12 protein-coding genes are annotated in these 12,491 nt (G+C 65.4%); all 12 read right to left on the bottom strand.

Annotated features, from left to right (window positions below; genetic code table 11):
• Window positions 1-79 precede the first annotated feature (79 nt).
• On the bottom strand, window positions 80-634 hold the full coding sequence (locus M5C96_RS16755) for an STY4534 family ICE replication protein (protein ID WP_272564245.1): 555 nt from the start codon (window positions 632-634) through the stop codon (window positions 80-82).
• Window positions 635-1,040: 406 nt separating this feature from the next.
• Complete coding sequence (locus M5C96_RS16750; RefSeq protein ID WP_272564244.1) at window positions 1,041-1,415, bottom strand: DUF3085 domain-containing protein; 375 nt, start codon at window positions 1,413-1,415, stop codon at window positions 1,041-1,043.
• Between the two features lie 84 nt (window positions 1,416-1,499).
• The gene (locus tag M5C96_RS16745) at window positions 1,500-2,300 is read right to left on the bottom strand and encodes a GTPase (protein ID WP_272564243.1); all 801 of its coding nucleotides are present in this window, start codon (window positions 2,298-2,300) and stop codon (window positions 1,500-1,502) included.
• Between the two features lie 280 nt (window positions 2,301-2,580).
• Window positions 2,581-3,597, bottom strand: a complete 1,017-nt coding sequence (locus M5C96_RS16740) for a hypothetical protein (RefSeq protein ID WP_272564242.1) — start codon at window positions 3,595-3,597, stop codon at window positions 2,581-2,583.
• 130 nt (window positions 3,598-3,727) lie between these two features.
• Window positions 3,728-4,438 carry a DUF5983 family protein gene (locus M5C96_RS16735; protein ID WP_272564241.1) on the bottom strand — a complete coding sequence of 237 codons (711 nt, stop codon included), beginning with the start codon at window positions 4,436-4,438 and terminating at the stop codon, window positions 3,728-3,730.
• A gap of 98 nt (window positions 4,439-4,536) precedes the next feature.
• Window positions 4,537-4,929, bottom strand: coding sequence for a hypothetical protein (locus M5C96_RS16730; RefSeq protein WP_272548381.1), 393 nt, complete (start codon window positions 4,927-4,929; stop codon window positions 4,537-4,539).
• Between the two features lie 27 nt (window positions 4,930-4,956).
• Window positions 4,957-5,208 carry a hypothetical protein gene (locus M5C96_RS16725; protein WP_272564240.1) on the bottom strand — a complete coding sequence of 84 codons (252 nt, stop codon included), beginning with the start codon at window positions 5,206-5,208 and terminating at the stop codon, window positions 4,957-4,959.
• Window positions 5,209-5,621: 413 nt separating this feature from the next.
• Window positions 5,622-5,906 (bottom strand): HigA family addiction module antitoxin, encoded by a 285-nt coding sequence (locus tag M5C96_RS16720; protein WP_272548379.1) that lies wholly within the window; start codon window positions 5,904-5,906, stop codon window positions 5,622-5,624.
• A gap of 9 nt (window positions 5,907-5,915) precedes the next feature.
• A complete protein-coding gene (locus M5C96_RS16715) occupies window positions 5,916-6,158 on the bottom strand; it encodes a type II toxin-antitoxin system RelE/ParE family toxin (RefSeq protein WP_336297863.1) in 243 nt (80 codons plus the stop codon).
• Window positions 6,159-6,547: 389 nt separating this feature from the next.
• Window positions 6,548-8,113, bottom strand: coding sequence for an ATP-binding protein (locus tag M5C96_RS16710; protein ID WP_272564238.1), 1,566 nt, complete (start codon window positions 8,111-8,113; stop codon window positions 6,548-6,550).
• A 326-nt stretch (window positions 8,114-8,439) separates the two neighbouring features.
• On the bottom strand, window positions 8,440-9,918 hold the full coding sequence (locus M5C96_RS16705) for a DNA cytosine methyltransferase (protein ID WP_272564237.1): 1,479 nt from the start codon (window positions 9,916-9,918) through the stop codon (window positions 8,440-8,442).
• Between the two features lie 544 nt (window positions 9,919-10,462).
• Window positions 10,463-12,487: a DNA topoisomerase III gene (locus M5C96_RS16700; RefSeq protein ID WP_272564236.1), complete on the bottom strand. Its 2,025-nt coding sequence runs from the start codon at window positions 12,485-12,487 to the stop codon at window positions 10,463-10,465.
• Window positions 12,488-12,491: the final 4 nt, after the last annotated feature.

The following is a 12,491-nucleotide window of genomic DNA, read 5'->3' as shown; positions in this document are numbered from 1 at the left end:
CACGGCCCCGCAGGGGGACTGCGGTGCCAGAGGGGCGGATGGAATCCAGGCAAGGCCCCGGTGCGAGGGGTCTGGCCGTTCAGAAGGGGCGGTCCTCCTCCGTTGCGGGGGCCTGAGTTCCTGCGGCCTGATCCAGCGAAGGGGAGGTTGTCGCAGGCGTTTCGGCCGCCGTCGTTTGAGGGGGCGCTACTTCCCGAGCCGGCTCCGAAGGCGGCTCCGCAGTGCCCCGTCTGGAATCTTCAGTCTCGGCCTTGTACTTGAGGACACCGTCGATCTTGATCCAGCTGATGAACAGCAGACGGCCCCTGAGGCTGACGCAGGGCTTTCCTGCGTTCTCGCCACTCTTGATGTGGAAGATGTCGCTCCACAGGTCGCCCAGGCGGAATCCGACGAGCACTTTGCGTTTCGCCTTGACAGCGTCATCACAACGGCGAACCAGATGCTGGGCGTCTGCTCCGACCACCTTGGTGTCGAAACGCACGTAGGAAATGTCATCGCCGGGGCCGCTGAGCGCCGCGATGTCGCAGGCGAGGAACGCCTCGGCATGCTTGGGTTTGACGTCGCGGATGCGATTGAGGTAGCCCAGGCCCGTGATGTGCAGGTCGAAATACGACTTCGGATGGGAATCGGTCATGGTGAATCTCCAGACTTGAGGACAGGATGGCAGAGACACGCCTGCCCCAAGGGGAGGTGTGGTCCCCGTGTGGGTGGTGGGTGGCATCACCGCCGAAACCTTCGGCGGACGTTCGCGCTGGGATGCCGGTGCGAACTGGTGCGATCACACGGCCGAAGCCGTGTCGTAGCCTCAAAGACCATGGCTACCTGGGCATGTCGCTGACCGGGGTCAGCGGGACATGGGGCGATCGTGGCGCTGGCCGGTGCGCTCTGCCACTGGAAAGCGGCACTGGCACGGCTCCCGTTTCTTGGGCGCGTTTTTGCGGCGATGGGGTGGGGCAGGTGGGGCAACTCGAAGCGATGCGCGGGCAACGCTGCATCGGGTTCGCAGCGCAAGAAAAAGCCCTCGGATGAGGGCTTGGGGATCATGGGGTGGAGGGGCGCTCGTCGGCGTCGGCCGGGATGGGCTGCAGCGTGATGTGCGTCGCTGTGGCCGACACGGCCAGGTCGTCCTGGCTGTTGGCGATGCGCGCGAACACCGTGCTGTCCCTGTCGAAATATTCGGCGAAGTCGTCGCCGCCGAGTTCGGTGCGGGCCCGCTCCCACCATGCATCGAACGGGTCGAGGTCGGGGTTGCAGCCGACCGCGAAAGCCAGCAGCGTTCGGTGGCCCTGCGGCGTTTGCTCGCCGTTCTCCGCCAGGAAGTACACACCGTGGTCCTTGACAAGGACGATACGGCATCGATGGGTTGCGGCCTCGGCCAGGATGGGGCGCAGGTCTTCACCTTTGAATCGCAGCATGGGGGTTGTCTCCAGGGGTTGAAAAGAAACCTCCCGCCGCGAGGGCGGGAAGTCGTTTTGGAGGCGGGAATACCGTCCGGTGGATCAGTGCCGGGCCCGCTTGCGCGCACCGGGCAGGATGTCCACCTGGATGCGGCGCCAGGCACCGTCGTCGATCAGTCGCTCCAGCGTTTCTCCGAGCGTGTCGAAGAACACCGAGTCCACCCGCTGAACGATTTCTTCATCGCGGTGCAGCTCCACGGCATAGAGGTCATCGGCCCGCTCATAGAGCACCGTGACCCGGCCTTGGAACTTGGCGTTGTCCACGCTGAAACTGATCGCAGGCGGGGTTCGGATGATGTCGGCGTCCAGCGGATCGACCCAGCGGAAATCCCGGGCTCCGGCGTCCACCAGCAAATGCGTGATGCGCCGAAAGCCATCGGGCGCGGGCAGCGCTTCCATTTGATGCACCAGTTCCTGCAGTTGGGGGCAACGGGGTTGCGGGATCGGCAACTTGGCGGGTGCCGATCCGAGGACGTGGGTTTGCACGGTGTAGGGCATGCCGTCGGACGTGAACTCGGTTCGCTCCTCGGGGGTGTCCGCGCGCAGGCCGTCGAACCGATGGCGTGCATAGGGCCGCACATGCACCTTGATGCCTTCATCCGGCACCTGTGTCACAAGGTGGCGATCCAGTACCGCGAACTCCGCTCGTCCTGTCTTGACGACGATGGCCTCGGCGGTCGTGGCGATCACCGTGCCTTCGAAGGGCTTGGGATCGATGGAAAAGCCCAGTCCGGACGTCTGTGGCTGGTCGTCATGGATGCGGAATTTGAAAGACCGGATGTTGCGCGGAACATGGCCTGCGACCAGGGAGGGCAGTTGCGCACGGATGGCTTGATGATCCATTGGGGAACTCCTTGAGGAAAACCAAGGGTCGCCCTCCCGCAAGGGAGGTGATCCCTTGTGGGTTGAGTGACATGGCGCGGAGCGCCTGGGGACGGTGACAACCTGTGCGGAAACCGCACCGCAGCCTTCAGGGTCTTGGCTGCCTGGGATGCTTGCCGGCAACGCCAGCGAACACGGTGGCAGCTTGGCCGAGGCCACGCGCTTTGGCCCGCCTCAATGCGATCGGAGTTCTGTCCCCAAACACCACGCTTGGCACACCAGCGCGGTGGTCCCGGTCACATCATTGGCGGTCCAGATGCCGGCGTCGCGTTCGCACCCATGGAAGGGCCAGCGTCGCCCAGGCCCCGTACAGCGTTGCGGTGGCCCCGATGTACAGCCATTGGTCCCATGGCGAGGGCACCGCCAGGCTCAGCAGGTAAGCGGCCAGCAGCAGGGCGCCTGCGGCCCCGATCCAACGCCAGCGGGGCCGGATCATGCCGGCGATCGCGAGTTCGCCGAGGCTGGCGTTCGTGAAGTCTTCCCGCGTGGCCTGCGCATGGAGCCGCTGGCGCAGCAGGTCCAGGTCGATCGGTTGATGGTCGTCATCAGGTGGAAGCCGAAGCATCGCCCGTGCGGCGGCGTCCGGTGCGGGCAGATCGGCAGGCCATGCCGCTGGGTGCGCGACCCCGTAGGCGACCAGCAGGCGCTCGGTGAGGTGGGCCAGCGGCAGGGCCTGTGCCCACCGCCGGTCCAGTACGCACCAATGTTCGATCCGATCAACGACCCGCAAGCGGTAGAGCGCCAGCCTGTGGGCATCGGGGTAGTCCAGCGGGGTGATTCTGGCGGGCATGTCGGTGGCACCGCGCGAGCGCAGGAATTGGACCCGGTTCTTGCCTTCATGGGCAAAGAACAATCCCAGCGGCACCACCGCGAAGACGATGGCGAGGTCGGGGTCGCCATCGTGGGAGCGTGCATCGTCCAGCAGATGGCGTGTCAGCTCTTCAGCCGATGGATTGGCTTTATAGGGTTCGCGCCAGCGCCAGGATTCCCCCAGCAGCCGGTCGATCAGAACCCGTGCGCGTTCGCGGTCCTCAGCTTTTGTGTGGTCCAGGAACGGCACGACCGCGTGGACGAACCCCGATACGCTGATGGCCGACGCCGCCGCGTTGGCCAGTTGCGCGGGAAGCAAGGGTGACAGGACCGGCGAGCGGAGGGCGGCATCCAGATCGTCCTTGGCCGAGACCAGCGAGCGAACCGCCTGGTGCAGTGGGGTGTCGTCACGCTGCAAGCGTTGTGCCGGCGGGTAGGGCTGGGACATGGGGCGGGATCGGGCTGGTTTCTTGGAGGGACGGGATGCATCAAGGTGGAGAGCCGGCAGTATGGCGATCCCGATGGCAATCGCAACGCTCCGCCAAAAAAAAGAGCCCCGTGAGGGGCTTGGGAAGGTGTCAGGTGTCGTGGACGGCGAGGCCATCGAGGCGGCGCGCATCGGCGTCGAAGACCAGCATGCGCACATCGGCCTGACCGGCAAGGTGGAGTACGTCCGCCAGCGAGGGGGGCATGCCTTGTGCGATGTGTTCCTGCCGCAGTTGGTGCGCGCTCAGGCCGAAAATGGAATGCAGGTTGGCATCGGTCCATGGGGTGGCGATCAGTTTGATCCCGATCGCCGGGCTGCCGGGGATGCGAAATGCTGCGATGATCGAATCACGGGACTCGCGGGAGTCCGCGAGCGCTTCGAGATGCCGGTAGGCCGCCTCGCTGAGGTGCGCGCAGCTGATTTCCCAGCACCGGCTGTACAAGCCGGTCTCGAACGTCAGGCGCCGCATCACCTCGCGCGCCGCTTCCAAAGAGTAGGCATCGCCCACGTGAACCGGTTGGCCGAAGTCGTCGCCGACGACCGAATAGGACACGAAGCGCACGATGCCTTCCAGTGCGGGCCATGCCCGCTCCACGTCGGTCGTGTTGCCTTGCAAGACGATGGCGAAATCGCGGCCCACACGACAGTGGGATTGAATGACCTGCTCATCGGTCAGATGCACCTGGCTGGGATGAAGGGGCCTCCAGAGGGGAGGATGGTCATCGCTGCAGGTGATGCACAGGATGCGGCTGACGCGCAGGTTCTGGTAACCGCGCAGGAAGGGATTGTCCTGGGGGGCCATGGTTGCTCCTTGTGAAGAAAAATGACGAGGACACGGCCCCATCCGGGACGCGTGTCCCGAAGGGATGAAGATGAAATGAAGGATGGCGGCGCGGTGGCTCACCAGCCGGAGTAGTTCAGCGCCAGGTCGGTGATGACCTTGCGGCGTTCCAGATCGAGGCCGCCCAGGTCGGCAAAGCCCAGAAAGCCGGAGCGCTTGAGCATCGCACCGCCCTCACGGGCGTTGTAGAAGCTCACCATCGCCGAGAGGAAAATCTTCTCGCCGCCGCTGAGGACGCCAAGGGCGTCGTTGACCACCAACAACCGGGGCTTCAAGTCCCATTTGCTGTGGGCGCGCAACCACCCTTCATGGGTGCCATCGCCGAACCATTCGGCACCAGCGATCTGTGCGCCACGCTTCCAGGCCCGAAAGAATGCCTCGGGAGCCTGGATGAAGTGGGCATCCTCCAGTGAGATGTAATCGGTGGCATCGGGGGCCAGTGGCAAGGACATGGAAATTCTCCTGGGGTCGGGGAAGGTTCATGGATGGGTGCGCTGTTGCCAGCGGCCCGTCTTGAGGGCGGCCTGCGCCGCGTCATAGGACCGGAAATACGCGCAGGACTCTCTGGACACATTGCCGTCCGCGTCGCCCGTGCCGATGTAGTGGCCGGCGGCGCTGTGGCGCACCTCCAGTGGGAGGCGCTTGTTCACATAGGTCAAAGCCAGATACCCGATGGACTGGGCCTTGGCCTGGGCGATGCTCAAGGTCTGGTCGAGCAATGCTTGGGACATGGGTTTCTCCTTGAAAGAGCGGAAAGCGCCACGTCCCTGCGGGCGTGAAACTTCCGCGGGGGGTGGAACAAAGCATCTGCGCCGGGACGGCGCTCGTCCGCAGGACGATGCGGGGCGGACTGGAGGGTCTGGGTGGCAGAGCCACCGAGCAGCCTTGAAGACCCGAACTGCCTGGGCATGGCACCGACGACGGTCGGCAACGCATGCGGCAATGTGCGGCGGGGCGCATCGAATCGCGACGGGCAATGGGAAACGGCGGCACACCGTTTTCTGGCGTGGTGCCGGGGTGCATCACGCGAGCCCTTCAGTGCCCCGATTCATGGGCCGATTTCCCGGTTCGCCAAAAACCAGGTCGAAAAAAAGCCCCGCGATGGCGGGGCTAAGGGGGGAGGGGTATTGGGTGTGTCGAGGGCTTAGGCGAACCGCAGGCGCAGGATGGGAGGGTGCTCCCGGTGTTCCGCTTGCCAAAGATCGTAGGCCGCCTGTTCGGCCAGATACTGGCGTGCGCTGCCGAGGCCGGCGAGTTCGAGGCGGTGGGCCAGGTCGGCGGAAATCGCCGCGTGCCCGTTCAGGACCGTGGACAGTTGGCCGCGCGAGTAGCCGATGTGCCGGGCCAGCGCCGAAACGCTCATTTTGATGGCCGGCATCACGTCTTCGCGCAGGGCTTCTCCCGGATGGGGAGGGTTGTGCATGGGCATCAGGGCCTCCTAGTGATAATCAAGATAATCGACGAGCTCCACATCGGAGTCGATGAAACGGAAAACGACGCGCCAGTTGCCCGACACGTTGACCGCCCAGAAGCCGTTGAGCCTCCCTTTCAAGGGATGCAGCCGGTTGCCGGGGCGATCCATGTCGTTGGGAGCGCGAGCGACTTCCAGGGAGGCGAGCAGGCGTTGCAGACGTTGGACGTGATCGGCGCGAACACCGGACGCATCACCACGCTGGTACAAGACCCGCAGTCCCTTGTGCTGAAAACTCCGGATCATGATGCACGGAGTGTAAGGCTTTGCCTTACGGTTTTCAAGTGCGAAAAGATCGAACGCATGGAAATCTCCTGTTCATGAAAACGGGCCCGCAAGGAGCCTGGCAGATGAAAAGCATCGACACCTGAGAGGTGTTCGTCCGCGGAGGCGATGCGAGAGCGGACAGGTTCGGTCGGCGCGTGGAAACCGCGGCGCAGTCTGGGAGACCGGAACTGCTGGCATGTGCTGAAAGCATCAGCGACACATGGGTGCAGCATGGGCGTGCGGCGCGGCTCCGTCCCACTGGAATGCGAACAGGGTCCGTACCCGTTTCAGGCAAGAAGAACGCCCCCGAAGGGGCGTTGTGAAAAGGCTGATCAGGCGTCGATCGCCTGCAGCCGTCCATCCGGGCCGAATCGCAGATGCACCGTTGCTCCGGCCAAGCCAGGATTGGGTTGGTATCGCAGCGATGGCGGTAGTACGGCGTTGACGATCCGGGCGGGGCCTTGTGCGCTGCCTGCCGCGATGAACGCGAGAATGGTCTGCGCGTCGGTTGCTTCGGCCGCTTCGTCGTGGCGCCCATCGAAAACATAGTCGGACACCAGTCGGGTGACCGGGCCGGCCTGTTCCGTCAGGACCAGCTTGCCGTCCTTGCGCACGGCGTTCACCGCATACGCATCGGGATCGCCGTTGAGGCGGACATTCAGCGCACGGACCAGCACCAGCTCGATCTCGTCCTCGTAGAGCGTGGCCTGGATGTCTTCGTGCAGGACCGCGTCCTGATAGACCCGAACCTGCTCTGAGGAGATGGACCTGATCCGCTGGAACAACCAGTGCCCCGGATCGAGGCGGCGTTCTTCCAGCAAAAGACCTCCACGGGCGCAGACATAGACTTCTGCGGCGTGGTCCTCATCGCCATCGCGATGGATGCGCCAGACGCCTTCCGTGTCCAGACTGTCCCGGTGTGCGACACCGCTGCGGCGCTCGCTCTGCCTGAAGCGTTGGTAGCCCGGCGGATGGGCGTCCCAGTCACGAAACCATGCCCGAGGGGCAAAGGGAACGTCATTGAGAAGATCGGCATGGGACGAGGCCAGGCACGCCTCCCAATACAAGACGACGAACTCGCTGGCGGAAAGCCGTGCCTTGGCTTCGATCAGCGCCGCCCGATAGGCCGGGTCGATCGTTGCCTGGATGCACCCATGGTCGTTTCCTTCACCGCAAGGGTGCCACGGATCGGGAGGACGGGTGGTCGAGCCATCGTGCAAAAGCACGGCCTGGTAGCGGGGGGTGGACGGCGCAGGGCCGATGGGCAAGCCGTTGCGAAAGCACTGCCACTCATGCGGCGGGGCGTCCAGGTCGAGGAGCACACGGCCGATCGGCGTTTCACGCCAGGCCAGCGATGGATGGGCCAGAGGCCGTGGTACCTCCACGCCGTTGAAGATCACGCGAACCGGAAACGCCTGGCACAAATGCCTCAGATGAGACCGCACCCATTGCGGCAGATCCATATCCGGGCGGGGAGACTCCACCCCATCGAGGCGGAACTCGTTGCCGATCCGGGGAGCGGCGGCATGAACGGCAATCGGTTCGCCCCGGATGATGGCGTCCGTCGGCGTGCTGAACCCTTGCTGGCCGCAATGGACCGACAAATGCGTGGCGAAATACAGCGCAGACAACACGCCCGTGAGGGGAGCATTGCCGCGTTCCCGCACTTCGTGTTCGCCGATGGGATCGGGCAGATCGAGCAGCGCCTGCATGTCTTCGATGCTTTTACCGTCGTCGCAGAGGGTGATCGAAGCGTTGTCGGCCACGATGCGGATGAGGGTGGCACCCGCGCCCCGCGCGGTCTGGAGCAAAGCGCCGAGGTCCGATGCCTGATGGAGTTGCTGGCGCAGGGCCGCGATGAGGAAATCCTGATGGTTGTGAAGACGAATGGTGCCCATGGGGCCTCCTGATGGTGGGTGCGCAGCGACGGCGCAGGGATGGGTGGGGTTGCGCAGCGCGCGGGGCGGTGACCGAACAGGTCGCGCGCCCGGCATGGCTTTGGGACGCAGGCGTTGCGCGAGGACGAAATGCATCGACGCCGAAAGGGCGTGCGTCCGCGGTCGTGATGCGGTGCGGACTGGATGGGTCCCGTGGAAAATCCACGTCGCAGCCTTGAGAACCCGGGCTGCTGGCATGTCGCTGAGGTCATCAGCCGACGCGCGCCGGCACCTTGGCCATCGCCGCCCCTGCCGTCATTCGACAAACGGTGCCAGTGGGCAGCCCTTTAGATAGGCAAGGCTTCGTGGAGTCGCTGGCCCAGCCACGCCATGCAGGGAACGGCCATGGAGTTCCCGATGGCCTTGTAGCGCGGTGCATCCGCAGCCGGTTTGCCCCGATACGGCACCAGCGTGTAGTCGTCGGGCAGCCCCTGCAGCCGCTCGCACTCGATCGGCATGAGGCGGCGCACGCGCCATGACGACCAGTCCAGCCAGCCACCTTCGGGCGGCTCCAGCGTGCACTGGAAATACGCCTCGATGTTCGGCATCACGACGTGGCCGAGGTCGCCTCCACCGCGGCTGGAGCGCAAGGTCGGAAACAGGTCACTTCCCAAGTCGGCGATGGCACCCGCCGTGTGTCCGGCTGGAATCGTGATGCTGGCGATCACGGGCCGGCCCTGGCCCGGAGCGCCGCCGCCGGTCGAGAGCGTGCCCGCGATCTGGCCATGTCCCGATTCCAGCCGCACCTCGCTGCGGCTGTTTTGCGCAAACGCCAGGGCTTGCGGCGCACAGGCGACCACGATGGGAACGCCTTTGCCCGTTCCGTCTTCGCCACAGCCCTTGCCCCGGTTGGCCGTATCGAGCGTGTGGCTGATGCTGCCGGCCACGGATTGCGCCGCGAAGGTTTCCACCTCGAAATCGCATTTGTGGCCGCGGGCGGTCAGGCATGCCGCCTTGTCGATCGGGCCCCGCAAATGTCCGCCACCGAAGCAGACGGTCACCGATACCTTGCCATAGGCGCTGTTCAGTTCGTGGTCGAATCGGCCTGCGCCTTCAGCACCCATTTCAGCAGCGGTGGCAGATTCTTGCCGCGCCGGTCTGCCCGGCGAAGGATGCCCAGGCAGGCCACCGGACTCAAAAAGTACCGCGGCGGGATCGAACCCGGTACGACCACTTGCGACAAGAAACACGCGCTTGCGGCGTTGGGCCACGCCGAAATATTGTGCGTCGAGCACCCGCCACGCGATGCGGCGGCGGGGTCCAGACACACAACCTGCGTGCGTCCATCGGCCCCCTGCCGGCTGCAGCGGGCGGCTCTCGCCGGCCAAGGCGCCCAGAAGGCATCCGAAGGCATTGGAACGGTCGGACAGGACGCCCGGGACGTTTTCCCAGACGATGACCGCGGGTTGCCGGCGTTGCGCCTGGCGGGCTTGGTCGATGGCATTGGCGAGCTCCGTGTATTTGAGGGTGAGGGCGCCGCGCGGGTCCGCGAGACCTTGGCGTGATCCGGCGGTGCTGAATGCCTGGCATGGCGTGCCGCCGACGAGGATGTCGGGGGCCGCAACGGTGCCCTCCAGCACCCCGGCGGCGATCTGCGCCATGTCCCCGAGGTTGGGAACGCCAGGGTGCCGGTGCGCCAGAACGGCCATCGGGAACGGATCGATCTCCGAGAACCAGGCGGGGTGCCAGCCGAGCGGTTGCCATGCGAGGCTTGCCGCCTCGATGCCGCTGCACACGCTGCCGTATTCGATGGGGGGATGTGTCATGGGGTGGTCTCCTTGAGTGGGCACAGCGATTGCGCCGCTGGTACGGCGGTCCGGTGCACTGCTTGCGGTCGGGATCGAGGCGACAGAGGTGCCGCGGGCGTGGTGCCGCGGCGAGGGAAGAGGAAACCACCCGTGGGCTGCTGCAGGGCGTGGCCATCGGGAGAGCCTGCCGTTGCGTCAGCGATCGCACCCGACCCGTTTCGTGGCTGGGGTCGGAACCGTTCGGCGCACATCCGCGCACAAAGGGAGCCCGGTTTTTTCGCCGGCGGGCACCGGCATCGAACACCGTCGATCCCGAAGGGTCTCCGGGCACCTCATGCGCGAGGTGCCAGGAGACCCTTCGGGTGCAACGTGGAGAAAGCGGAACAGAGGTCCGCGGGGAGCGGGGTCGATAAAGACGCCTTCCTCTCACCCGGCCACACGAACGGCCGGGGAGGCACATGCCATTGCAGAAGGCGAGGGCATGTTTGGTGTGCCCCGCCAGTGATGCGGGGCCACGCCCAACGGCCGCAGGGAACGCGGGCCGGGGCACGACGTGACGGGTTCAGGACGCTTTGGAACGGGGGCCGCGCTGGCGCGGGGCAGAAGGCTTGCCGCCGGGCGAAACCAGCGCTGCCGTGCCTTTGCATTCGGGATACCGGCTGCAGGACCAGAATGCACCGGACTTGCCGTTGCGTTGCCGCGTGGGACTGCCGCAGAGAGGACAGGCGGGACCTTGGGGTACGGGGAGGGACAGGCTCGCGCTGCGGTACTGCTCCACCAGTTGCGCCACCCACGCCGATTGCCGGTCGATGAAGGCGTCCAGGGTCAGCTGCCCCGTCTCGATCATGTCCAGCGCCTGCTCCCAGACCGCGGTGGTGCCGGGATCGGCGATGGCCGGGGGCACGGCATCGATCAGTGTGAAAGCAGCATCGGATGCGCGGATGGAACGGCCCTTCTTGAGGAGATAGTTTCGGCCGAGCAGGCCGTTGATGATGCTGGAACGGGTTGCTTCGGTGCCGATTCCCGTGGTCTCTTTCAGCTTCTGCTTGAGGCGCGGATCGGTCACCAGCTTGGCAACCCCTTTCATCGCCTTGACCAGTTCGCCCTGCGTGTAGGGCTTGGGAGGCAGCGTCTTGAGCGCCTTCACATCGACCTGTTCGATGCTGCAACGGCTTGCCTGCGCGAGCGGTGGCAAGACCTGGCTGCGCCGTCCCTGTGCATCGTCCGCGTCGTCGGCCCCGTTCGCCGGAAGGCCGGGCAGCGCGATCCGCCAGCCGGGAACGACGATCTGTTTGCCGGTCGCCTGCAAGGATTGGCTGCCTGCGGACAACCGGGCGGTCGTCCTGTCGAATTCGTGGTGGGGCAGGAACTGCGCCAGGAAATGGGAGCGGATCAGGCCATAGACCGCGCGTTCCTTTTCCGACATGGCGGCAAGTTTCGCTGGCTCCAACGTGGGAATGATGCCGTGGTGGGCCGTGACCTTGCTGTCGTTCCATGCGCGTGAGCGCTGGGTGCGGTCGAGGCGTTCGATCAATGGCCGCAGGCCGGGATCGGTCGCCAGCACCGCGTCGAGTACCGCCGGAACTTCCGGGAGCATGCTCTCCGGAAGGTAGCCGGAATCGGAGCGGGGATAGGTGGTGGCCTTGTGCGTTTCGTACAGAGCCTGTGCGATGTCCAGCGTGTCCTGCACGTCCAGGCCCAACTGGCGCGAGCAGACCTCCTGAAGTGTTCCCAGGTCGAACGGCAGCGGTGGCGCTTCGCTCACTCGCTCGGTCTCCAGCGAGACCACCAGCGCCCCACGGTCCTGCCGGATGCGGTCGGCGGCTTCTCTGGCCAAGGATGGCCGCAGGCACCGTCCCGCAGCATCGGTACTGCCATCGGGCGGCACCCAGTGCGCGGCGAACGACTGGCCGGCATGCGACAGTTGGACTTCGACGGCCCAGTAGGGCACGGAAACGAAACCCGCGATCTCGCGATCCCGGTCCACCACCAGACGCAACGTCGGCGTTTGAACGCGGCCGACCGACAGCACGCCCTGGTAGCCGGCCTGTTGGCCGAGCAGGGTGAACAGGCGGCTCAAATTCATTCCGATCAGCCAGTCCGCACGCGATCGCGCCAGGGCCGCGTGATACAGCGGCAGCGTTTCGCCAGAGGGCTTGAGCGCGCCCAGTGCCTTGCGGATGGATGCGTCATTCAGGGCCGACAGCCACAGCCTCTGGATGGGACCCCGGTAGCCGCACCGATCGATGATTTCGCGGGCGATCATCTCGCCCTCCCGGTCGGCGTCCGTGGCAATGACCAGATCGGTGGCCCGAGCGATCAATTGCTGGACCGCCTTGTATTGCTTGGCCGTGGATGCCTTGACCTCGCTGCGCCAGCGCGTTGGAACAATCGGAAGCTGCTCGATGGACCAGCGTTTGTACTGATCGCCGTAGGCTTCGGGCGGCGCTGCCTCCAGCAGATGGCCGATGCACCAGGTGACGGTGTCGCGGGGACCGATGTAGCAGCCGTCGCCGCGCCGGGTGGCACCCAGTACCCGGGCGATGTCCTTGGCCTGCGAGTGCTTTTCGCAAAGATACAAAGCCATGGAG

Origin of the sequence: Acidovorax sp. GBBC 1281 (assembly GCF_028473645.1) — a bacterium.
Lineage (GTDB): Bacteria > Pseudomonadota > Gammaproteobacteria > Burkholderiales > Burkholderiaceae_C > Paracidovorax.
The sequence above is the reverse complement of the archived record's forward strand: the minus strand, read 5'-3'. Positions and strand labels throughout refer to the sequence as shown.